Origin of the sequence: Arsenicicoccus sp. UBA7492 (genome assembly GCF_002479615.1) — a bacterium.
GTDB lineage: Bacteria > Actinomycetota > Actinomycetes > Actinomycetales > Dermatophilaceae > Arsenicicoccus > Arsenicicoccus bolidensis.
Genome location: NZ_DLOE01000039.1, coordinates 26,286 through 47,701 on the forward strand (window position 1 = coordinate 26,286; position 21,416 = coordinate 47,701).

General features: G+C 73.7%; 19 protein-coding genes and 1 tRNA gene. 6 read left to right on the forward strand and 14 right to left on the reverse strand.

Annotated elements, in window-relative coordinates:
* Positions 1–221: 221 nt before the first annotated feature.
* The 10 genes from B4E97_RS11305 to tmk form a co-directional block, all read right to left on the reverse strand.
* The gene (locus B4E97_RS11305; protein WP_286955442.1) at positions 222–950 is read right to left on the reverse strand and encodes a CoA-transferase; all 729 of its coding nucleotides are present in this window, start codon (positions 948–950) and stop codon (positions 222–224) included.
* Positions 947–1,642 carry a 3-oxoacid CoA-transferase subunit A gene (locus B4E97_RS11310; RefSeq protein WP_019286511.1) on the reverse strand — a complete coding sequence of 232 codons (696 nt, stop codon included), beginning with the start codon at positions 1,640–1,642 and terminating at the stop codon, positions 947–949. The genes B4E97_RS11305 and B4E97_RS11310 overlap by 4 nt, the downstream gene beginning before the upstream one ends.
* Complete coding sequence (locus B4E97_RS11315) at positions 1,639–2,880, reverse strand: thiolase family protein (RefSeq protein WP_286955447.1); 1,242 nt, start codon at positions 2,878–2,880, stop codon at positions 1,639–1,641. The genes B4E97_RS11310 and B4E97_RS11315 overlap by 4 nt, the downstream gene beginning before the upstream one ends.
* Before the next feature lie 28 nt (positions 2,881–2,908).
* Complete coding sequence (locus B4E97_RS11320) at positions 2,909–3,703, reverse strand: alpha/beta fold hydrolase (RefSeq protein WP_286955448.1); 795 nt, start codon at positions 3,701–3,703, stop codon at positions 2,909–2,911.
* Between the two features lie 80 nt (positions 3,704–3,783).
* Positions 3,784–5,262 carry a GGDEF domain-containing protein gene (locus B4E97_RS11325; RefSeq protein WP_286955449.1) on the reverse strand — a complete coding sequence of 493 codons (1,479 nt, stop codon included), beginning with the start codon at positions 5,260–5,262 and terminating at the stop codon, positions 3,784–3,786.
* Positions 5,259–6,737 (reverse strand): GGDEF domain-containing protein, encoded by a 1,479-nt coding sequence (locus B4E97_RS11330; protein WP_286955451.1) that lies wholly within the window; start codon positions 6,735–6,737, stop codon positions 5,259–5,261. Before B4E97_RS11330 ends, B4E97_RS11325 begins: the two co-directional genes overlap by 4 nt.
* Before the next feature lie 129 nt (positions 6,738–6,866).
* Positions 6,867–6,940: transfer RNA gene (locus tag B4E97_RS11335), tRNA-Thr, on the reverse strand.
* A 76-nt stretch (positions 6,941–7,016) separates the two neighbouring features.
* The gene (locus B4E97_RS11340) at positions 7,017–8,612 is read right to left on the reverse strand and encodes an alpha/beta hydrolase (RefSeq protein ID WP_286955461.1); all 1,596 of its coding nucleotides are present in this window, start codon (positions 8,610–8,612) and stop codon (positions 7,017–7,019) included.
* Positions 8,613–8,718: 106 nt separating this feature from the next.
* Entirely contained in the window at positions 8,719–9,867 is a 1,149-nt protein-coding gene (locus tag B4E97_RS11345; RefSeq protein ID WP_286959931.1) for a DNA polymerase III subunit delta', read from the reverse strand.
* Positions 9,864–10,484, reverse strand: coding sequence for a dTMP kinase (gene tmk, locus B4E97_RS11350; RefSeq protein WP_029212539.1), 621 nt, complete (start codon positions 10,482–10,484; stop codon positions 9,864–9,866). Before tmk ends, B4E97_RS11345 begins: the two co-directional genes overlap by 4 nt.
* A 168-nt stretch (positions 10,485–10,652) precedes the next feature.
* Between tmk and B4E97_RS11355 the strand changes: the two genes are divergently transcribed.
* Together B4E97_RS11355 and B4E97_RS11360 are read left to right on the forward strand one after the other, a co-directional pair.
* Complete coding sequence (locus B4E97_RS11355; protein WP_029212540.1) at positions 10,653–12,488, forward strand: bifunctional diguanylate cyclase/phosphodiesterase; 1,836 nt, start codon at positions 10,653–10,655, stop codon at positions 12,486–12,488.
* 143 nt (positions 12,489–12,631) lie between these two features.
* Complete coding sequence (locus B4E97_RS11360) at positions 12,632–13,720, forward strand: YihY/virulence factor BrkB family protein (protein WP_029212541.1); 1,089 nt, start codon at positions 12,632–12,634, stop codon at positions 13,718–13,720.
* A 455-nt stretch (positions 13,721–14,175) separates the two neighbouring features.
* Here B4E97_RS11360 and B4E97_RS11365 read toward each other — a convergent pair whose 3' ends face one another.
* Positions 14,176–14,844 (reverse strand): hypothetical protein, encoded by a 669-nt coding sequence (locus tag B4E97_RS11365; protein ID WP_156911454.1) that lies wholly within the window; start codon positions 14,842–14,844, stop codon positions 14,176–14,178.
* Between the two features lie 94 nt (positions 14,845–14,938).
* Complete coding sequence (locus B4E97_RS11370; protein ID WP_286955464.1) at positions 14,939–15,343, reverse strand: hypothetical protein; 405 nt, start codon at positions 15,341–15,343, stop codon at positions 14,939–14,941.
* On the opposite strand from B4E97_RS11370, the gene B4E97_RS11375 reads away from it, so the two are divergent.
* Positions 15,330–15,869 carry a hypothetical protein gene (locus tag B4E97_RS11375; RefSeq protein ID WP_029212703.1) on the forward strand — a complete coding sequence of 180 codons (540 nt, stop codon included), beginning with the start codon at positions 15,330–15,332 and terminating at the stop codon, positions 15,867–15,869. The two genes, B4E97_RS11370 and B4E97_RS11375, sit on opposite strands and share 14 nt — an antisense overlap.
* Positions 15,870–16,243: 374 nt before the next feature.
* Here B4E97_RS11375 and B4E97_RS11380 read toward each other — a convergent pair whose 3' ends face one another.
* Positions 16,244–17,041 (reverse strand): MerR family transcriptional regulator, encoded by a 798-nt coding sequence (locus B4E97_RS11380; RefSeq protein WP_286959932.1) that lies wholly within the window; start codon positions 17,039–17,041, stop codon positions 16,244–16,246.
* 113 nt (positions 17,042–17,154) lie between these two features.
* Between B4E97_RS11380 and B4E97_RS11385 the strand changes: the two genes are divergently transcribed.
* The 3 genes from B4E97_RS11385 to B4E97_RS11395 all read left to right on the forward strand — a co-directional run bounded on the left by B4E97_RS11385 (position 17,155) and on the right by B4E97_RS11395 (position 20,671).
* Complete coding sequence (locus B4E97_RS11385) at positions 17,155–17,823, forward strand: ABC transporter ATP-binding protein (protein WP_286959933.1); 669 nt, start codon at positions 17,155–17,157, stop codon at positions 17,821–17,823.
* Positions 17,813–19,276, forward strand: a complete 1,464-nt coding sequence (locus tag B4E97_RS11390) for a DUF6297 family protein (RefSeq protein WP_029212700.1) — start codon at positions 17,813–17,815, stop codon at positions 19,274–19,276. Before B4E97_RS11385 ends, B4E97_RS11390 begins: the two co-directional genes overlap by 11 nt.
* 144 nt (positions 19,277–19,420) lie before the next feature.
* On the forward strand, positions 19,421–20,671 hold the full coding sequence (locus B4E97_RS11395; protein ID WP_286959934.1) for a trans-sulfuration enzyme family protein: 1,251 nt from the start codon (positions 19,421–19,423) through the stop codon (positions 20,669–20,671).
* A 36-nt stretch (positions 20,672–20,707) separates the two neighbouring features.
* Here B4E97_RS11395 and B4E97_RS11400 read toward each other — a convergent pair whose 3' ends face one another.
* Positions 20,708–21,325 carry a hypothetical protein gene (locus B4E97_RS11400; RefSeq protein ID WP_029212698.1) on the reverse strand — a complete coding sequence of 206 codons (618 nt, stop codon included), beginning with the start codon at positions 21,323–21,325 and terminating at the stop codon, positions 20,708–20,710.
* Positions 21,326–21,416: the final 91 nt, after the last annotated feature.

Genomic DNA, 21,416 nt, shown 5'->3' on the forward strand with positions numbered 1-21,416 from the left:
GCTCGCCCGTGGTGGGCGGTCGTTGCCAGCCGGTCGCACGCACGCGCCCGACACGCGAGGCGCGAGGCGCGAGGCGCGAGGCGCGAGGCGCGAGGGGACGCGAATGTCGCGCCTGACGGCGTGTCGTGGACATCTGCGTCCCCTCGCTGCCGATCGATGCCTGTCGGCACCCCCGATGGCCCTCGGCGGCCCTGGTGTCCCCGATGACCCTCGCGCGCGGCTCAGGCGCGGGACTCCTCGCTGTCGCCCGACTCGGTGCTCCCGTCGATCAGGGGGACGTCGAGGCGCTCGGCCAGCTCGGCGAAGGCGATGCCGTGGGTCTCGCGCACGACCACGCCACGCTCCTCGAGCAGGAACACCGCCTGGCTGGTGTAGACGCGCCGGACGCACGCCAGCCCCGTCGCGGGATAGGTCAGCTCGGGGACGATCTTGGCCGAGCCGTCCTTGGCGAAGAGCGACATCATGACCCAGGTCTGCTTGGCGCCGATGGCGAGGTCCATCGCGCCGCCGACGGCGGGGATGGCGTCGGGTGCGCCCGTGTGCCAGTTGGCGAGGTCGCCCCCGGCCGAGACCTGGAAGGCACCCATGACGCAGACGTCCAGGTGACCGCCACGCATCATCGCGAAGCTGTCGGCGTGGTGGAAGTAGGACGCCCCAGGCAGCTCGGTGACGGCGATCTTGCCGGCGTTGATGAGGTCCACGTCGACGTCCTCGCCGTGCGCCTGCGGACCCATCCCGAGCATGCCGTTCTCGGTGTGCAGGGTGATCTGCTGCTCCGCGCGCAGGTAGTCGCTGATCAGCGTCGGCTGCCCGATCCCGAGGTTGACGAAGGACCCCGGCTCGATGTCGTGGGCGGCCAGCGCGGCGAGCTCCTGCTTGCTCAGCTCGGCATCCGTGCTCGCGCTCGTGCTCGCAGTCGTGCGCGTCGGCTCCGTCGTCGGCTCGGTCATCGCAGGCCCTCCTTGTCGCTGCTGGCGGTGCGCACCTCGACGACGGTGTCGACGAAGATGCCGGGGGTCACGACGACCTCCGGGTCGATCTCCCCTGTGGGGACGAGCTGCTCGACCTGCACCACGCTGCGGGTGACCGCGGTGCACATGGCCGGCCCGAAGTTGCGGGCGGTCTTGCGATAGACGAGGTTGCCCATCGCGTCGCTGCGCAGCGCCTTGACCAGCGCCACGTCGCCGGTGATCGGCGCCTCGAGGACATACCCGCGGCCGTCGATCACCCGCGTCTCCTTGCCCTCGGCGAGCAGGGTGCCGTATGCCGTGGGCGTGAAGAAGCCACCGATCCCGGCGCCCCCCGCGCGGATCCGCTCCGCGAGGGTGCCCTGCGGCACGACCTCGAGCTCGAGCCGCCCGGCGCGATAGGCCTCGTCGAAGTGCCACGAGTCGCTCTGGCGCGGGAACGAGCAGATCATCTTGGCGACCTGGCCGTTCTTGATCAGGGCGGCCAGGCCCTCGTCGCCATTGCCGGCGTTGTTGTTGACGACGGTGAGGCCGCTGGCCCCGCTGCGGATCAGCGCCTCGATCAGCTCGACCGGCTGCCCGGCGATGCCGAAGCCCCCGATCAGCACGGTGTCACCGTCCTCGACGATGCTGACCGCCTCGTCGACGTCCGCGGCCACGTGCAGCCCGCTCATCGTGCTCCCTCCCTCGTGCCGGTGGTGCCGGTGGTGCCGGCGCTGGCGACGTTCTCGACGACGACGGCGAGCCCCTGGCCGACGCCGATGCAGATCCCGGCCAGGCCGTAGCGCCCACCGGTCGCGGCCAGGCGACGAGCCACCGTGCCGAGCACGCGCAACCCCGATGCGCCGAGGGGGTGGCCGATGGCGATCGCCCCGCCCCAGCGGTTGACGACGCCCACGTCGAGGCCGTCGCGCTCCCATGCGTCCAGGCAGGCCAGGGACTGGGCGGCGAAGGCCTCGTTGAGCTCGACCGCGTCGATGTCGCTCCAGGTCAGGCCCGCGCGGCGCAGCGCCTGCTCCGCCGCCGCGACGGGCGCGTAGCCGAAGTACTGCGGCTCGTTCGCGGCCTCGCCGCGGGAGACGATCTGCGCCAGGGGGTCGCGCCCCAGCAGCTCGGCCGCCCGTTCGGAGCCCACGAACGCGGCGGACGCCCCGTCGTTGAGGGGCGAGGCGTTGCCCGCGGTGACCGTGCCGCCCTCCGTGCAAAAGACGGTCTTGAGCCCGGCCAGGGTCTCGGGGGTCGAGCCCGGGCGGATGCCCTCGTCCCGCTCGAGGTCCGTCCCGGGCACGGTGACCACGTGGTCGGCATACCGGCCCTCGTCCCAGGCCGCAGCGGCGAGCCGGTGCGGCTCGGCAGCGAAGGCGTCCTGCCGCTCGCGCGAGACCCCGTGGAGCTCGGCGAGCTGCTCCGTCGCCTCCCCGAGGCTGACGGTCCACCGGCCAGGCATGCGGGGGTTGACCAGGCGCCACCCGAGAGCGGTGCTCTCGGCGGTGAGGTTGTGGGCGGGGTAGGGCTTGCTGGTCTTGGGCAGCACCCATGGGTCGCGGCTCATCGACTCCACGCCGCCGACGAGGACCAGGTCGGCGTCGCCCGCCATCACCTGCCGCGAGGCGACCATGGCGGCGTCGAGCGACGACCCGCAGAGCCGGTTGACCGTGCTGCCGGGGATCGAGACGGGCAGGCCGGCGAGCAGCGTGGCCATGCGGGCGACGTTGCGGTTCTCCTCGCCGGCGCCGTTGGCGTTGCCGAAGGTCACGGCGTCGATGCGCTCGGGGTCGAGCCCGGGCGAGCGGTCGACCAGGGCGCGCACGACGTGGGCCGCGAGGTCGTCGGGCCGGGTGCCGGCCAGGGCCCCGCCGAACCGCCCGAAGGGCGTCCGGACGGCGTCGTAGAGATAGGTGTCGGTGGTCATGATCGTTCTCCTTCGAACGTCGTCGGTGTCAGCGGCAGAAGGCGAGAAGGGCCTCGGCGGTGCCGGTCGGGTCCTCCACCGGGGCCTGGTGCCCGACCTCGGGCAGGATCACGGCGCGGCCGTCGGCCACCCCGGAGGCGACCTGCTCCGCGGCCGCGGGCGGAACGACCTGGTCGGCGGCCCCGTTGAGCACCAGCACCGGGTCGGTCACCTCGCCCAGCCGGTCGCTCAGGTCGTATGCCGCGAGCGCCTCGCAGCACGCCGCATAGCCCTCGTCGTCGACCTCGTGCGCGAGGTCGTGCAGCAGGCCCCCCGCGACCTGCGGCTCACGATCGGCGAAGCCGGGCGCGAACCACCGCGCCGCCGAGCCCTCGACGAGCGCCGGCGTCCCCTGGGCGCGGACCGTGACGGCTCGCTGCGTCCACGCCTCGGGGGTGCCGAGCGCCGCGGCGGAGCACACCAGGGCGACGGCGGCGAACGCGCCCGGGTGGTCGGCGGCGGCCTGCAGGCCGGTCGCCCCGCCGAGGCTCACGCCCGCGTAGTACGCCGGCAGGCCGGGGGTGCCGCGACGGGCGGCCAGCTCGACCACGGCGCTCGCGAGGTCGGCGACGCTGAACGACCCGGCAGAGCCGTCGTGGTGCGTCCGGCCGTGACCGGGCAGGTCCCACCCGAGGACGTGGTAGCGGTCACCCAGCAAGGGAAGGACGGGGGCCCACAGCCGCTCGACGGCCACGCCGAGGGAGGAGCCGAGGACGAGCAGGGGCTTGGGCTGCCCGGCGGCACCGGACGAGGACAGCGGGACGACGGCGACGGGCACGCTCACGGCGGGGCTCCTGGTGGTCGGGGTGGCACCAGCCTACGGCGTGTTCGCAGGATGCACGCCCGTTCGATATGCGCACCGCGTCAGGCGCTGATGCAGCTCCTATCGCGTCCGGCGGCCTTGGCGGCATACAGGGAGGCGTCGGCGCGCCCGATGACGTCCTCGGCGGTGTCCCCGGCCCGCAGGCTCGTGATCCCCGCCGAGAAGGTCTGGCCGCGCGGCGTCGCGCGGCGCATCCGCTGCAGGACCGCGCGGGTCTCGGCCACGGTGCCCTCGGGCATGATGACGACGAACTCCTCACCGCCATAGCGGAAGAGCATGTCCCCCGGGCCGATCACCGACGCCCAGGACAGGCCGGCGGCCCGGAGCAGGCGGTCGCCCTGGAGGTGCCCGTGGGTGTCGTTGAAGCTCTTGAAGTGGTCCAGGTCGAGCAGGGCCACGGTCAGGCCGGCCAGTCGCCCCTGCTCCACCTGCCCGATGCTGTCGTGCAGCAGCCGCATCCCCGCCCGCCGGTTGGGGAGCTGGGTGAGCTCGTCGGTGCGCGCGGTCTGCTCGAGCTCGTTGGCCTGCTTCTCGAGGCGGCGCACGAGGATCAGGACGCGTACGCAGACGAGGACGACCATCATCGCGGTGCCCACGAGCGACAGCACGACCGACGAGGGCGTCGCCGGGGCGCGGCCGACCATGGTCTGCACCGCGATGGTCATCATCGGCGCCACCACGGCCCCCACCATCATCAGCACCCCGGAGCGCGACACCCGCGAGCTGGGCTCGCGCACCGGGCGGCCGGACAGGACGGCGGCGGCGGCGAGGAGCACGGACTGCACCATCCACAGCGCCGGGGGCCAGTACCACGTGTCCGTGAGGCCCACCACGAAGTAGCCGAACCAGATGTCGGCGACGACGTCGACCATGGCCGACAGCGCCAGCGCGCGCGTGCACCACTCGTGCGCGGACCGGGCGCTCAGCACCGCCACGGCGCCGGCGATCGCGAGCACGTCGCACAGCGGGTAGGAGCTCACCAGCAGGGATCGCAGGTCGCTGCCCCCCGGGGCGAGCAGGATCTGCTGGCCGATGAGCAGCCACCACACGACCGACAGGCTCACGGCGCACAGCACCACGTCGAGGACGACCGCCGCTCCGGCGACGATTCCCTCCCGGCGCGCCATGCCCACGAGGGCGGCGAACAGGCACAGGTAGGACAGGATCCCGACGAGCGAGGTGGAGGACCAGCTGTCCAGGCTGACGGACCGGACGGCCTGGACGGCGACCACGACGTCGCCCACCAGCCACAGCAGCATCGCCGCGAGCAGCAGTCGCCGCTCGCCCCGGAATGCCGGTCGGGTGCGCGCGACCCCGTAGGCGAACACGGCCGTGGACAGCACCCGCGAACCGACGTAGGCGGCCCCCTGGGCCTCCGGGGTCCCGACGACCCAGTAGATCCCCTGCGCGACGACGAGCACGAGGGCCAGCAGGCCCAGGGCGAGCGCGTCCTGCCGTCGCCGGCGCAGGCTCCCGGCGCGCTCGTAGGAGCTGGGGCCGACCTCGACGCGGGCGCTCACGCGATCACCATCGTGCGGGCGCGGCCCGCCTCCTTGGCGGCGTAGAGCGAGACGTCGGCGCGCGCGAGAAGCGTCTCGGACGAGTCGCCGTCGGACCAGGCGGCCAGCCCCGCGGAGAAGGTCTGGTCGTCCGGGGTCGCCGCGCGCATCCGGGCGAGGATCTTTTCGGCGTCGGCGACGGACCGGTTGGGCAGGATCACGACGAACTCCTCGCCGCCATAGCGATAGATCGACCCGTCGTCGTCCAGCACCTGGATCCAGGCGCGGGCGGACGCCCGCAGGATGCGGTCACCCTGCAGGTGGCCATGGGCATCGTTGAAGCTCTTGAAATTGTCCAGGTCGAGCATCCCCACGGTGAGGCGGGCGCCCACCCCGGTCATGGCGGCGGCGATCGCCTCGTCCATCAGGCGCAGTCCGGCCCGCCGGTTGGCCAGGCCCGTCAGCTCGTCGGTGCGGGCGGTCCGGGCCAGCTGGTCGGACTGTTTCTCGATCCTGCGCACGAGCACCAGCACCCGGGTGGCGGCGATGAGCAGTAGCAGCAGGGTCCCCGCGAGGGTCGCGAGCACGGCCGAGGCATGCGTGTGCCGCCCGAGCGCGGACAGGACGGCCAGCACGGTGGCGGGGCCGACGAGGGCCGACACGACGAGCAGCACCCCAGCGACCGAGACCCGCGAGGCCAGCTCCCGGCCTGGTCGCCGACCGAGGACCGACGCCGTCGCGAGCAGGGTGCTCTGCACCATCCACAGCGCGTACACCGAGCGGTTGCTGGGCATCTCGCCGCTGACGTAGAGGCCGAAGCCGACGTCCGAGACGGCCCCCACCAGCATCCCCAGCACGAGCAGCCGATAGGAGATGGCATGGGCCGAGCGGGAGCTGAGCAGCACCGCGGCCGCCGCCACGATCAGGCTGTCCCCGAGCGGATAGGCGGCGGCGAGCAGGGTCGTCGAGCGGGCCTGGTCGGGGTGTGAGAAGAGCTCTTGGCCGACGAGCAGCCACCAGCAGATCGCCAGGCTCACCACGCACGCCATCGAGTCCAGCCACAGCGCCGACCCCCGCACGAAGCCGTCCTTGCAGGCGAGGCGCACCACGCCGGCGCACACGAGCACGAAACCAGCCATGTCGAAGACCCCGGCGGGCGTCCAGTCGCCATACTCACCGAGGACGGCGATGCGCACGGCCACGGCCACCTCGGCCAGGGCCCAGACGACCATGCCGGCCAGCATCAGCCCCCAGTCCCGCCGGAATCCCGGACGGGCACGGGCGACGCCCCAGGCGAAGGTCACGACCGCGGCGACCCGCATGACGATGAAGGCCACGCTCGCGGCCCTTTCGTCGGAGGTCCAGTACACGAGCTGCAGCAGCACGAACAGAGATCCGAGGACGACGAGGACCCGGTCGTCCTGTCGGAACGACCGGGACTCGGGGTCGCCGTCAGTGGTGGGCCCTGGCGGGTTGCCGGCCATGGGCTCGCGCATGCCGCTCATCCTAGGTAGCCCACCGTGATCGCGCAGGCACGCTGAGGTGATTCACAGCAAAGAAGCGGTCAGTGCGGTGAGGTGCCGCACAACAGCGAGGCCCCCGACCGGAGTCGGGGGCCTCGTCTGAGCCGCTTGTCGGAATCGAACCGACGACCTATTCATTACGAGTGAATCGCTCTGGCCGACTGAGCTAAAGCGGCAGGAACGTCAGCGGGCCGACGCTCGGCGCCCCACTATACAGGCCGGGCAGGCGCCGACCGAATCCGTCGAGCCAGCTCAGCACTTCGCGCCGTCGACCGGCACCTTGCCCTTGACGAGGTAGTCGTCGACGAGCCGGTCGACGCAGTTGTTGCCCTGCTGGTATGCCGTGTGGCCGTCGCCGTCGCGGGTCACCAGAACGCCCTGGTCGAGCTGCTTGGCGAGCGCCACGGAGTTCTCGTAGGGGGTGGCGGGGTCGCGGGTGGTCCCGAGGACCAGGATCGGGCCCGAGCCGGTGGCGCTGATGGGGGCGGCCTTGCCGGTCGCCTGGACGGGCCAGGCGCCGCACACCGAGTCGCCCCAGGCCATGAAGCGACCCCAGGTCGGCGCGACCTTGACGAAGTCCTTCTCGTCCGCGGCGTACTTCGCGGCGTCGCCGGTCACGGGGCGGTCCAGGCAGTTGACGGCGTTGATGGCCTGCAGCATGTTGCCCTTGTAGCTGCCGTCGTCCTGCCGGTCGGCGTACTGCGTCGCCAGGCGCATGAGGCCGGAGCCGTCGCCGCCCTTGGCGGACCGCAGCGCCGAGTCGAGCTCGGGCCACAGCTGCTCGGAGTACATCGGGAGGGCCAGGCCCATCGAGGCCCACCCCTCGGTGAGCGTCCCGGTCCCGACGCCCGGGGCGGGCAGCGGCTTGGCGTCGATCTGCTTGAGCAGGTCGGCGAGACCGGTCATGACCTCGTCCACGCTGCTACCGACGGGGCAGCTACCGGTCTCGACGCAGTGCTGGGCGTAGGCCCGGGTGGCGCGCTCGAAGCCGGTCGCCTGCCCCAGCGCCGAGGCCTTGCCGTCCTGGGCGGGGTCGATGACGCCGTCGAGCACCATCTGGCCGACGTGCTTGGGGAACAGCCCGGCATACGTGGCGCCGAGGAAGGTCCCGTAGGACGCCCCGAAGTAGTTGAGCCGCTGGTCGCCGAGGGTGGCCCGCAGCACGTCCATGTCCTTGGCCGCCTCGACGGTGGACACGTGGGCGAGCAGATCGCCCGTGCGCTGCTTGCAGGCCTCGCCGAAGGCCTTGTTGGCGGCCATGAGCTGGCCCTGCTCGGTGGGGGTGTCCGGGGTCGGGTCGCCGCCCAGCAGGTCGTCCATCTGCTTGGCGTCCAGGCACGTCACCGGCTGCGACTTGGCGACGCCGCGCGGGTCGAAGCCGACGACGTCGAAGCGCCGCTGGACGTTGCCGGCCAGGGTCGGGGCGAACCAGTCGACCATGTCGACCCCCGAGGCGCCAGGTCCGCCGGGGTTGAGCACGAGGGACCCGGTGCGCAAGCTCGACGAGGACTTCTGCCGCTTCAGCGCGAGCTTGAGCGTCGCGCCGTCCGGCTTGTCGTAGTCCACGGGCACCGTCAGCCAGCTGCACTCGAACCGGCCGCACCGCTCCCACGCCAGCTGCTGGCCGTAGTACTTCGCGAGGTCAGGGGCGTGCGAGGCGGTGGCCGTGCTCGTGGCGCCCGGCCCGCTCGCCCCGGTCGCGGAGGGACCGCTCGGGCTCGCGCTGCTCGGGCTGGTGGTGGCGCTCGTGCCCCCGGTCCCCGGGATGGCGCAGGCCCCGAGCAGCAAGGAGGCCGCCGCGAGGGACGTGGCGGAGCGTGCGGTGCGCGACCGGCGCAGCGAGGTCATGCGGGGCCTTTCGGGGACGAGGACGTATGCCGGGAGAGGGCCGGCGTCGTCGAGGCCCCCTGTCTCTCCCCCACGGTAACCGTCTCGCCTGGGAGGGACGGAACTGTCAGCGCGGCAGTCTCAAGGACAGACACATCGCCTCGAGCGCGAGCAGCGGCGCCACGCTGCGGTCGATCCGTTCCCTCGCTGTGCCGATCGCGTCGATCGCGTGCAGGAGGCCTTCGGGTGTGAAGGCCTGCGCCACCTGCGAGACCAACGGCCCCAGCTCGGTGTTGACCAGGGGGACTGGCGTGCCGAGCCGCAGCACCAGCGCGTCGCGATAGACGCTCATCAGGTCGACGAGCGAGCGGTCCACGACGTCGCGGGCGAAGCGGGTGGCCCGCTGCTTCTGCTCGCGCTCGAGGGCGGCCACCGCGGAGCGCACGTGCGGGGGCTGGGTGCGCGAGGCGGGGTCGGCCCCGAGCCGCTCGAGCAGCTGGCGGCGCTCGGCGGCGTCGCGGTCGGCGCTGGAGGCCCCCGACTCCTCGTCCGCGATCGAGGCGAGGTCCGCCGCCGCATCGATGGCGTTACCCACCCGGCGGATCCGCCCCGCGATGGAGACGGTCGTGTGCCGGCGCTCGCGGGCGCCGTCGTCGGTGGCGAGCCGCTTGGCGATCCCGATGTGGCTCTGGGCCGCGCGGGCGGCATACGCGGCCATGGCCGGGTCGATGCCGTCGCGGCGCACGAGCAGCTCCGCCACGGCATCGACGGGAGGGGTCCGCAGGCGCACGTGCCGCGATCGCGAGCGCACCGTGATGATCACGTCGTCGAGCGACGGCGCGCACAGCAGCCAGACGGTGCGCGACACCGGCTCCTCGATGACCTTGAGCAGCGCGTTGGCGGCCTGCTCGGTCAGGCGGTCGGCGTCCTCGATCACGATGACGCGGTAGCGGCCGACGGAGGGGCGGGTCGACCCGAGCCGCACCAGCTCGCGCGCCTGCTCGACGCCGATGGACAGTCCCGAGGTCGCGACCAGGGAGACGTCGGCGTGGGTGCCGTCCATGGCGGTGCGGCACTCCAGGCAGGACCCGCAGCCGCCCTCGGGGCACTGCAGGGCAGCGGCGAAGCTGCGGGCGGCCACCGAGCGGCCCGACCCGGGCGGGCCGGTGAGCAGCCAGGCGTGGGTCATGGCGTCGGGGTCGGCCACCGCCCGGCTGAGGGTGGTCACCGCCTCGGGCTGCCCGACGGTCTGCTCCCAGACGCCGGGGGCGGTCACGAGAGCACCTCCGCCAGGCGACCGCGCACGAGGGCGTGGATCTCGGCGGGTGCCAGGGTGGCGTCCACGACGAGGTAGCGCCCGGGCTCCGCGGCGGCGAGGTCCAGGAACCCGGACCGCACCCGGTGGTGGAAGTCGTCGGGCTCGGACTCGAGCCGGTCGTGCTCGTCGCCCCGCCGCTCGCGACCGGTGCCCGCCTCGACGTCGAGCAGCACGGTGAGGTCGGGCAGCAGCCCCTCGACCGCCCACAGCGACAGCTGCCGCACCTCCTCGCCCGCCAGGTCGCGCCCCGCGCCCTGGTAGGCCACCGACGAGTCGAGGTAGCGGTCGGTCACCACGACCTCGCCGCGGGCGAGGGCGGGCCGCACCACCGCGTGCACGTGGTGGGCCCGGTCGGCGGCGAAGAGCAGCGCCTCGGCCCGCGGCGACACGTCGTCCCCGTGGAGGAGCAGCCGCCGGATCTCGGCGCCGAGCTCGGAGCCCCCGGGCTCGCGCGTCAGCAGGACCGTGCGCCCCTGGGCCTCCAGCCACTCCTGCAGCAGCCGAGCCTGCGTCGACTTGCCCGCACCGTCGCCGCCCTCGAGGGCCACGAACACCCCGCGCCCACCCTGTCCCATCGTCACGTGCTCGAGCCTAGAGCAGGGCGCCGACAGGGGGTCTGCCCGGCGCCCGGCTCGGTGACGCTGCGTGCCCGAGCGGCACCTCGCGGACACGGTCCGCCCCCTCCGGCGTCGCTTCCCGGTCACGGGGCAACAACGGTCGTCTCCCGGCCATACCCTGGACCCGTGACGCAGGGGGACCAGGGGCAGACGAGGGGCGGGCGCGCCGAGGCCGACACGCTGGCTGCGGTCGCCCGCCTCGCCGAGGCCCTGCCCGCCGACGCCCGGCGCGAGCAGCTCGTGCAGGCGCTCCGACATCACCTGCCCCGCGTCATCGGCGCTGAGCGGATCGAGCTGGGGCTGGTCACCGGGTCCGACGGCCACGTCGAGTGCCACGTCTTCGCCGGCACCCTGCCGGGCGAGCCAACCGTCCACCAGCGCCCCGTGACCACCGGCTGCTTCGTCCGCGTCCTGCGGTCGCGGACCCAGCTGATCCCCGACCTGCGGGAGGCGGACGACCCCGAGCTGCAGCCACTCGTCGAGGCGAGGCTGCGCCAGCGTCTGGTCCTCGCCGTGCACGCCGGCACAGCCACGATCGGCGTGCTGGCGGTGACCAGCGCTTCCGCCATACGACCCGAGACGATCCAGGCAGCCACACTGGTGGCGGCCGTCCTCTCCGCCCGGGGCACCCAGCTCTCGGGCCTGGCGGCCCCGGACTCCCTGCTCACGCTCGAGGCGCAGCTGGCCGACCTGCGATCGACCAACCAGACCCTCCAGCGCACCGACGCCCTGACCCGGCTGCCCAACCGCGCGGCCGCCTTCGAGGCGATCGGCCGGGCCCGCGCGGGCGAGCCGGCGGACGGCGCCTTCGCCTACATCGACGTCGACCATCTCAAGATGACCAACGACCGGCTCGGCCACGGGTCCGGCGACGAGGTGCTCCGCGGGGTGGCCGACCGTCTGCTCCGGCTGAGCGGGCCGACGCCGGTCGCCGTCTTCCGCGTCGGCGGGGACGAGTTCGGGGCGCTGAGCCGGGGCACGGTCCAGGAGCTGCGAGCCGCGCTCGAGGAGCTGTCCGTCGACCTGGCCCGCGACCCGCTGCGCATCGACGGGCGCGAGGTGCCCGTCGCGTTCTCCGCCGGCGTCTATGCCATCTCCGGTCACGACCAGGGCATCGAGGAGATCGTCTCCCGCGCCGAGTCCGCGGCCCACGAGGCCAAGCGCAGCGGTCGCGGACGGGTCCTCGTCCACGTGCCCGGCGACCCGGGACGCGCCGACACCCACCACGAGCGGCTGCAGATGGACGAGGTGCGTTCCGCGGTGCTCACCGGGCGTCTGTCGATGGTGGCCCAGCCCATCCGCAGCGTCGTGCAGGGCGTCGAGGCCCCCATGGACGCCGAGGTCCTCGTCCGGCTGGCCGACGAGGCCGGACGCACCCTGCTGCCCGACGACTTCGTGGCCCTGGCCGAGCAATATGACGTCGTCAACGCCCTCGACCGCGCCGTCCTGTCCCGCGTGGTCGAGACCCTCGCCGACGGGGCCCCGCAGCGTCGCGTCTCCTGCAACGTCAGCCCGCACAGCCTGCTCGACCCCACCTTCGTCGACTGGGCCGACGACCTGATCCGCGGCAGCGGCCAGGGCCGCCGTCTGGTGCTCGAGCTGACCGAGCGGCTGCCCATCGGCACGGTCGAGGAGGTGCGGTCCGGCATGGTCCACCTCGGCGACGCCGGCGTGCGCTTCGCCCTCGACGACTTCGGGGCGGGCACGACCAGCTATGGCAACCTGCGCGTCCTGCCCATCGACGTCCTCAAGATCGACGGCGTGCTCGTGCGCGGGTGCCTCACCAGCACCGTCGACCACGCGATGCTGCGCTCGGCCGTCGAGGTGGCCGACGCGCTCGGCATACGGTCCGTCGCCGAGGGGGTGGAGACCGCCGAGCAGCTGTCCGCCGTCGTCGAGCTGGGGGCGCACGCCGTGCAGGGCTACTACTTCGGCCAGCCCCTCCCCTGGCCGGCGGTCTGAGGCAGGCGGCCTGAGGCAGGCGGCCGACCGCCAGGCGAGATCGGCCAGGTGGCACGGCGATTGACCCCCGCCGGCGGGGGCGCATGTGGTTGTCTTGTGGACAAACCCCCCACCTTCCCCCTTGCCCCACAGGAGCCTCCCCCATGGCCACACGTCACCCCTCCGACTCGGACGAGTCCCGCACGACCGACGAGGAGCGCCCGGTCGGCGCCCGCACGCACGACGACCCCGACGGGCACGGCAAGCCCGACGAGATGGACGACCTGCCCGGCGCCAACTGGAAGTACGCCTTCAAGCGCACGACCAAGGAGTTCACCCGGGACCAGTGCACCGACCTCGCGGCCGCCCTGACCTACTACGCCGTGCTGTCGCTGTTCCCGGCCGTCCTGGCGCTGATCTCCCTGCTCGGCCTCTTCGGCCAGGATCCGGGCACCGTCGACAAGATGCTGGACGGCGTCCGCCAGCTCTCGCCGCAGGCCGTCGACACCGTCGGCCCGATCATCAAGGAGATCTCCGGCTCCCAGGCGTCCGGCGTCGCCCTGGTCGTCGGTCTGCTCACCGCGCTGTGGTCGGCCTCCGGCTACATCGGCGCCTTCGGCCGCGCGATGAACCGCATCTACGACGTGCAGGAAGGGCGCCCCTTCCTCAAGCTGCGACCGCTGCAGCTGCTCATCACCCTGATCACGCTGACCCTGGTCGCCCTCGCCGGCATCATGCTGGTCGTCAGCGGCGGCATCGCGCAGTGGGTCGGCGGACTCATCGGCCTCGGCGACACCGCCGTGACGGTGTGGAACATCGCGAAGTGGCCCGTCATCGGCCTGATCGTCATCCTGGTCATCGCGCTGCTCTACTACGCGACCCCCAACGTCAAGCAGCCGAAGTTCAAGTGGTTCAGCCCCGGCGCGGCCCTGGCCTTCGTCACCTGGATCCTGGCGTCCGTCGCCTTCGGCTTCTACGTGTCCAACTTCGGGTCCTACAACAAGACCTACGGCTCGATCGCGGGTGTGGTCGTCTTCCTCCTGTGGCTGTGGATCACCAACCTGGCGCTGCTCTTCGGTGCGGAGTTCGACTCCGAGGTCGAGCGCTCCCGGCAGCTCGCCGCGGGCATGCCCGCCGAGGACCAGGTGCTCCTGCCGCCACGCGACGACAAGGGGATCAAGAAGCAGGAGAAGACCCTCGACGAGCTCAAGCTCGAGGCGTCCGACCTGCGCCGCGAGGGCCGGCGCGACTGACCCGCGCCTCCCCTCTCTGACGAAGATCGTGAGTGCTTGGTCCAAGATTCTTGGACCAGACACTCACGATCTTGCTTGTGGGGCCGTATGACGCCCCGCCGAACCGCCCGGAACGACACGACTCGAGCCCGCAGCTCACTTCGGGTCGCCTGCGACGCGCCAGACGGCCCCCAGACGACACGACGCGAGCCCGCAGCTCACTTCAGGTCGCCCACGACCCCCCACGGGGTCCCCAGACGACACGACGCGAGCCCGCAGCTCAGTTCGGGTCGCCTGCGACGCCCCATGGGGTCCCCAGACGACACGACCCGAGCCCGCAGCTCAGTTCAGGTCGCCTGCGACGCGCCAGACGGCCCCCAGACGACACGACGCGAGCCCGCAGCTCACTTCGGGTCGCCTGCGACGCGCCAGACGGCCCCCATACCACACGACCCGAGCCGGGAGCTCAGCTCGGGTCAGGTGTGGTGCTGCCGCCGGAGCCAGAGCACGAACAGCCCCAGGGCAGCGGCCATCGCGAGGAAGGTCAGCGACGTCCGCTCCATGCTCTCCCCCGGATCCCGCCAGGCCTCCACCGGGTCCACCGGGTCGAGGGCCCGCACGCTCGGGGTGACCCCGGACCCCGCGGGTGCGGTGGCCCTGGCTGCGCCCGGCCGGGAGACCCGCGCCGCTGCCGGAGCCGGGACGCTCGCGGGGGCCGACGCGGTCGGGGCCGGAACGGTGGTGGCGGGGGCCGACGCGGTCGGAGCGACCCCGGCCGCCGCGCCGGTGGGCACGGCGAGCGAGTCCGTCCCGAGCTCGAGGGCCGGGCTGGGGGTGGCAGCACCGGCGGGGACGGCGGCCTCCGGGGTAGGCGCCGCGGGGGTGTGCGCGGCGAGGTCGGCGCTCACGACCCGGGATGCGCGCTCCTGGGTCTCCGGCGTCGGAGACGTGCCGGCCCCGGCCAGCGCGCCCACGGAGAGGAGCCCGGCGGTGCCGAGCAGCACCACCGGAACCATGCCGACGGGTCGACCGGCCGCGGGCCGCTGAGCGGAGCTGGCTGAGGAACGGCGGCCCGGCCGACTGACGGAGCGGGAGGAGGAGCGGGCCGAGGCGCGGCGGGGCAGCCCGGGGCGGAGGAGAGCCATGCGTGAGGTCCTTGGGGGTCGACCGGCGTCCAGACGGTGAGGCGATGGGCGGGGGCGGACAGGCGAGGGCCTGGTCAGGTCAGGTCAGGTCAGGTCAGGTGAGAGGCTGGAGACGCTCGTTGCGGCGGCGGAGATAGATGACGCAGCTGGAGATCACGGCCACCAGCGCGGCCCAGAAGGCGCCGACCCGGCCGACGTTGTCGCTCGGGTCCTGGAACACGCCGGCCGCCAGGCCCCGCGAGCCACCGGAGCTGCCCCCGGAGCCGCCCGGTGCGGCGGTCGCCGTGGTGGACTCGGCGTTCGGGCTCGGCTGACCGGGCGTGGTCGAGGCTGCGCCGACGGAGGCGGTGGCTGTCGCGGTGCCGGCCTCGCCGGCTTCGCCGGTCGCGCTGGTCGTCCCGTTCGCGGCGACGGCCGCGGCCGCAGCGGCCGCCGCGATCGGGCTCGCCGGGTTGATGGCGAGGCTCGTGACGGGGGCGCCCGGAGTGCCCGGGGCCACCGGGACGGCGGGCGGCAGCGCGGTGGGTGACGTGGTCCCGGGTGCGGGAACGGGGACGCTCGGACGCTGCGGCGCGGGGATGGTGCTTGAGGGTGCCGGTGGCCGCGGGGCCGAGGTGGTGCTCGGCGGGGCAGGCGGGCGCGGTGCCGAGGTGGTGCTCGGCGGGGCCGGCGGGCGCGGTGCCGAGGTGGTGCTCGGCGGGGCCGGCGTCGTGGGACGAGGCTGGGTGGTGGTCGGCCGCGGCGACGAGCTGGTCGGCTGCGGTCGCGGCGTGGTGGTGCTCGACGGCGCCGGCTGGGTCGGGGACGGTTGGGTCGACGGCGGCGCGGGCGGGATCGTCGGGGTCGCCCTCGGCGGCCGCGGCGTCCTCGTCGGCTTGGGAGGCTTCGGCTCCTTGGTCTTCGGGGGCTTGGGAGGCTTCGGCTCCTTGGTTTTGGGCGGCTTCGGGGGCTTCGGCTCCTTGGTCTTCGGGGGCTTGGGCGGCTTGGGCGTCCTCGACGGGTCGGGCCTGGCCGGCTCGACCTGAACGTCGGCGGCGGACAGGGATGGAGCTGCACCCGCCACGGCTGGGGAGACGGCGCCGAGGGACGTGATCCCGACGGCGAGACCGAGGGTGAGCGCGCGTCGGCGACGGGCGCGAGACGTCTGGTCGTGGTGCACGTGGTGCCCTTCCGTGTGAGCCCGCGGGACGAGTGGGGAGAGTTCGGCAGCCGGCGGACGGCATCAACGATACGGACGTTTCGGCCGATATCACACCAAACGGGGCAGATCTGTGCGGCTCCCCGCGAGAGGTCACCGCGTCACGACATACGGGATCCACCACGAGGTGCCACCCGGGACGACGCGAGGCGGGCCGCTCCCGCAGGGAACGGCCCGCCCGTGGGCACGACGAGACGGTGATCAGGCGCCGTGCCGCGCGGCGTTGGCCACGATCGCGTCGTGGAGCCACTGCGCGAGGCCCGGCTGCAGGTCCTCGTAGTGCTGGGTGAAGCGCGGGTCGGCGAGGTACATCTCCGCCAGCTTCACCTGGAACGCGTGTGGGCAGTCGTAGTGCTGCTCGATGCTCGCCCGGTGGCGCTCGGCCAGGGCCGCCGCGACGTCGCCGTCGGAGGGCTCCCCCGCCGCCACCGCACCCGCGAGATCGCGCTCCAGGGTCTCGGTCTCGGCCTTGACGCGCGCCCAGTCCTCCGCGGTCATGGACGACTGGCGCTCCCGGCTCTGCTGCCACTGCGGGGTGTCCCCCCAGCGCTGCTCGGCCTCGGCCTGGTACTCCTCGTTGTATCCCTCGCCGAAGATCTCCTTGAGGTCCTCGCTCGTGGCTGGCTTCTTGGTCATGGTTCTCTCCAGTGCGTTGTCGATGGCACGCACGAGATCGCGCATCTCGTCGAGCCGGGACATGACCGCTGCGCGTTGACGACGCAGGTGCTCCGCAGCCCCCTCGCCACCGCGAGCCTCGACGTCGGCCAGCAGCTCGGCGACCTCCTCGAGGGAGAAGCCGAGCCGCCGGTAGACGACGACGTGCTGCAGCCGCTCGAGGTCCTCCGCCGTGTAGAGGCGGTACCCCGCGTGGCTGCGCTCGCTCGGGCTCAGCAGGCCGATCTGGTCGTAGTGGTGCAGGGTTCGCACCGTCACGCCATAGGTCTCGGCCACCTGGCCCACGGTGAGGGACTGCATGAGTCCCATTGTCGTCGCGGTCATGGCTCCACCGTGGCGCCTCACGTCGCGTGAGGGTCAAGCCCGTTGCGGGGATGACCGTACGCCGATCCGCAGGACGCCGGAACCCGGGCCGGCCGGAGCGAGTCGCACAGGGCATGAGCGATCACGATCCGGTGCGGCTGCCGGACGGCGGGCCGGCCCGGGTCCACGTCCAAGGACTGCGCAAGTCGTATGCCGGACGCCCCGTCGTCACGGACCTGTCGCTGGAGGTGGGCGCCGGTGAGGTCGTGGCGCTGGTCGGCCCCAACGGCGTCGGCAAGACCACCCTGCTGAAGTGCCTGCTCGGCACCGAGTCCTCCGACGCGGGGACCGTGACGCTCGACGGGGCTCCGCTGCGCGACCAGGACCCCGCGGTGCGGCGCGCGGTGTGTGCGATCCTCGACGACGCCGGCTTCTATCCCGACGTGACCGTCCTGGAGCACCTGGACGTGCTGGCCCGGGCCCACGGCGTGCCCGACCCGGACGAGCTGGTGGACGCCGCGCTGGCCGAGCTCCGCATCGAGCACGTCGCCGACCAGGTGCCCTGGACCCTGTCGAGCGGGCAGCGCAGGCGGCTCTCCCTCGCCGTGGCGCTGGTGCGCCCCTGGTCGCTGCTCGTCCTGGACGAGCCGGAGCAACGCCTGGACGCGGACGGGCGGTCATGGCTGGCGGACCACCTTGCGGCGCAGGCAGCCTCGGGCCGCAGCATCCTGATGGCCTCGCACGACGCTGGCCTCGTCTCCCGGTCCGGAGCCCGCGTGGTGGAGCTGCACGGTGACGTCTGAGGCGGCTGCCTACCTCGCTCGCGCGCGGCGGGCGCACGGCGAGCCGGGCGGGGCCTTCACCGAGATCTACATGTGGGCGCTGGCACTCGCGATGCTCGCCGTGATGACGACCAGCGGGTGGAGCGACCTCATGGCACGCGGCACGTGCACCGGGGCCGCCTGCGTGCACGGCGGCGGGGCGGTCGCGGCCGTGGCCCTCGGCCTGCTGGCCCTGGCCGGGATCGCCCGGCTGGCCGTCGGATTCGGGCCCGTCGGCGCCGGTGCGGCGCAGCTGACCTGGCTGTTGTCGGGGCCCGCGCCTCGCCGCCCCGTCCTGCGAGGACGACTGTGGGCCACGGCGATCGGGGCTGCTGCGCTCGGATCCCTCTGCGGCTCAACGGTGCTCGCGACGGCGGGCCTCCCGGTCCTGCCGTCCGCAGTGACCTGGGGAATCCCGGTCGGCGCGTTGGCCGCGCTGCTCGTGGTCGCGACCGTCGCTGCCGCGCAGTCGGATCCGCGAACGCGCCGGTGGGCCGCGCGAGTCCCCCTGGCCCTCGGGCTCATCGGCGTGCTCTGCGCCGGGATCGCCCGGCTGGCAACGATGCTCGGCCCGGGCGGGGCTGCGACAGTCGGAGCATCGATCACCGCACCGATCCTGGCGGTCGGGCTCCTCGTCCTCTGCCTGCTCATCGCCCTCGCGCTGCTCGTCCTCGCCGACCGCCGCATCGACCGCGTCGACGGGGTCGAGCTGCGTCGCGCCGGCGAGAGCGCCTCGGCCGCACACCATTCCGTGCTGATGATGGACGCGAGCGCCGCGATGAACCGGTCAGCGCGGGCGCGCCTCGGGGCTCGTGGGTCGTTCCCGTCACGTCGAGGCAGGGGCACCGGCGTGGCCGCCCTCCTGCTGCGGGACCTGGAGCGCGTGCGGCGACAAGGCGATCGGCTGCTCCTCGGCATACCTCTGCTCGTCGCCGGCGTCCTGGTGGCGGCGCTCGCCCCACCGGCCGTCGCCCTCCCCGCCCTGGGCCTGGGTGCCGCCGTGCTCACGCGCTCCGTCGGCGAGGGGCTGGTCGCCTGGGCGCAGTCCAGCGGCCTGCGCCGCGACCTGCCGCTGCCCGACGACGCCGTCCGCCTGGCCCACCTGGCCGGTCCGGTCCTGGTCGCCTCCGCGTGGAGCGTGCTCGCCGTCCCGGCCGTGGGCCTGTCCTGGTGGACGGCTCCGGCCCTGGTGCTGTCGGCGACGGCCTCGCTGCTCGCCGGCTCGCGGCCGGTCGACCTCGAGCTGATGTCGGTGATGATCCCGACGCCGTTCGGGCTCGCGCCGGCCGGTGCGCTGGGCGTCGCGCGGGGCTACGAGACCGCGCTGCTGGCGATGCTGGGGCCGGCGCTGGTGGCCGGGCCGGCAGGCCTGCTGCTGCCCCTCCTCACCCTGGCCTGGCAGTGGCACCGGTGCTCGACACCCGGCCGTGGCTGATCGATCTCCTGCGGATGGAGCCGATGACCGGAGGATCGCCGCCTCGGACGCCCCAGCGCCGGTGAGCGTGCGGCCCGGCATACCCTGGAGGAGCGGCCCGCCACGAACGGGCCCGCTGCAACGACGCAGTCCAGGAGGACCACCATGCCCACCCCGCACACCCGACCCGATGCTGACCCAGCCGACCGAGCCGGCCGACCCGACACCCTCGCGGTCCACGGAGGCCGGGAGGACCTGACCGGGTTGGGGGTGCACGTGCCCCCGATCGACCTCTCGACGACCAACCCGGTCCCCGACGTCGACGCCGGTGGCGCGAGCTACGAGAACCTCGCGACCGGCGGGCGTCCCGGGCCGGGCGACACCCTCGTCTACCAACGGCTGTGGAACCCCACGGTCGCCCGTGCCGAGGAGGCCGTCGCCGCGCTCGAGGGGTGCGAGGAGGCCGTGGCGTTCGCGAGCGGCATGGCCGCCCTGGCCGCCTGCCTGCTCGCCGCGGTCAGCGCGGGGACGCCGCACGTCGTGGCCGTCCGCCCGCTCTACGGCGGGACCGACCACCTGCTCGACCACGGGCTGCTCGGCACGACCGTCACCTGGGCCGACGCCGGCACGATCGGCGACGCCATCACCTCCGAGACCGGACTCGTCCTCGTCGAGACCCCCGCCAACCCCACCCTCGAGCTCCTGGACCTCGAGGACGTCGTGCGCCAGGCGGGCGGGGTGCCCGTGCTCGTCGACAACACCTTCGCCACCCCCGTGCTGCAGCAGCCCCGCCGCCACGGAGCGACCCTCGTCATGCACTCCGCCACGAAGTACCTCGGCGGCCACGGCGACGTCATCGCCGGCATGGTCGCGACGACGCCGGACTGGGCCCGCCGCCTGCGCTCGGTGCGCGCGCTCACGGGGGGCCTGGTGCACCCGCTGTCGGCATACCTGCTCCATCGCGGGCTGCAGACCCTGCCGGTGCGGGTGCGTGCTCAGCAGGAGTCCGCGCAGGTCATCGCCGAGCACCTGGCCGGGCACCCGGCCGTGGAACGCGTGCACTACCCCGGGCTGCCGGGCCAGGACCCGCTGGGGCTGCTCGGTCGGCAGCTGGCCGGGCCAGGGGCGATGGTCGCGTTCGCCGTGCGCGGTGGGTATGACGCCGCTGCGGCCGCCGTCTCGCGCACCCGCCTCATCACCCACGCCGTCTCGCTCGGCGGGGTCGACAGCCTGATCCAGCACCCGGCGTCGCTCACGCACCGGCCGGTCGCCGCCGAGGCCCGGCCGCACGCGGACGTGCTGCGCCTGTCGGTGGGGCTGGAGGACGTGCGCGACCTGGTCGCCGACCTGGACGCGGCGCTGGGATCAGGGCCGGGATCAGGGCCGGGATCGGTGCAGGTTGCTGGTCAGATCTGACACCGGACCTGCACCGGTCTCGGGCGGCCCGACCGATCAGCGGCAGGCGGCAGCGGCCTCGAGCACGCGCTCGCGGGCGGGGGCCACCCTCGCCAGCTCGGTCTCGACGATGCCCGCGACCGCGGCGTCCTTGCCGGAGTCGCTGACGCGCTGGGCGATGGCGTCGAACGCCCCCGTGGTCGTCTGCCAGTCGGCCGTCAGCTCGGCAGGGGTCAGCACGGAGGCCAGCCGCTCCTGACGCTCCACCACCTCACCCACGGTGTCCTGCACCGAGCCCGTCGGCAGCGTGGTCAGGTCGGTGGGCCGGTAGTCGGCGCTCCGCAGCGTCGAGCAGAACTCCGTCGTCCCGACCGTCGCGGTGGGGGCGGGCGCGATCCCGCCGCCGCTGGTGGTGGCCCGGGTGGAGGTCGCGGTGGACGAACCTGCCGACGTGGGGGCGGTCGGGGTGCTCGTCGCGGCCGACGCCGAGCTGGTGGCGGCGCTGGACGTCGGGGAGGACGGGTCGGAGGTAGGGGTCACGCCCTGGGTGGTCGTGGACGTGCCGGCCAAGGTCGTGGAGGTCGCTGACGTCGTGGTCCCGCCACCGCATGCGGCGAGGCTCAGGGCGAGGGTCGCCGCGACGGCGAGGGGGCCGAGGGGGGCTCGGGGCTTCATCCGAGCAACCCTAGGTCACGGGGCAGCCCGGGACATCGCGGACCGGCGCCGCGGACGGTCGCCTCGGACGGTCGCCTCGGACGGTCGCCCG

Bases quoted from the DNA above. Each gene is read 5' to 3' on its own strand.
- B4E97_RS11305 (WP_286955442.1), bottom strand. From the start codon at position 950: ATGACCGAGCCGACGACGGAGCCGACGCGCACGACTGCGAGCACGAGC.
- B4E97_RS11310 (WP_019286511.1), bottom strand. From the start codon at position 1,642: ATGAGCGGGCTGCACGTGGCCGCGGACGTCGACGAGGCGGTCAGCATC.
- B4E97_RS11315 (WP_286955447.1), bottom strand. From the start codon at position 2,880: ATGACCACCGACACCTATCTCTACGACGCCGTCCGGACGCCCTTCGGG.
- B4E97_RS11330 (WP_286955451.1), bottom strand. From the start codon at position 6,737: ATGCGCGAGCCCATGGCCGGCAACCCGCCAGGGCCCACCACTGACGGC.
- B4E97_RS11340 (WP_286955461.1), bottom strand. From the start codon at position 8,612: ATGACCTCGCTGCGCCGGTCGCGCACCGCACGCTCCGCCACGTCCCTC.
- tmk (WP_029212539.1), bottom strand. From the start codon at position 10,484: ATGGGACAGGGTGGGCGCGGGGTGTTCGTGGCCCTCGAGGGCGGCGAC.
- B4E97_RS11360 (WP_029212541.1), top strand. From the start codon at position 12,632: ATGGCCACACGTCACCCCTCCGACTCGGACGAGTCCCGCACGACCGAC.
- B4E97_RS11365 (WP_156911454.1), bottom strand. From the start codon at position 14,844: ATGGCTCTCCTCCGCCCCGGGCTGCCCCGCCGCGCCTCGGCCCGCTCC.
- B4E97_RS11380 (WP_286959932.1), bottom strand. From the start codon at position 17,041: ATGACCGCGACGACAATGGGACTCATGCAGTCCCTCACCGTGGGCCAG.
- B4E97_RS11385 (WP_286959933.1), top strand. From the start codon at position 17,155: ATGAGCGATCACGATCCGGTGCGGCTGCCGGACGGCGGGCCGGCCCGG.
- B4E97_RS11395 (WP_286959934.1), top strand. From the start codon at position 19,421: ATGCCCACCCCGCACACCCGACCCGATGCTGACCCAGCCGACCGAGCC.
- B4E97_RS11400 (WP_029212698.1), bottom strand. From the start codon at position 21,325: ATGAAGCCCCGAGCCCCCCTCGGCCCCCTCGCCGTCGCGGCGACCCTC.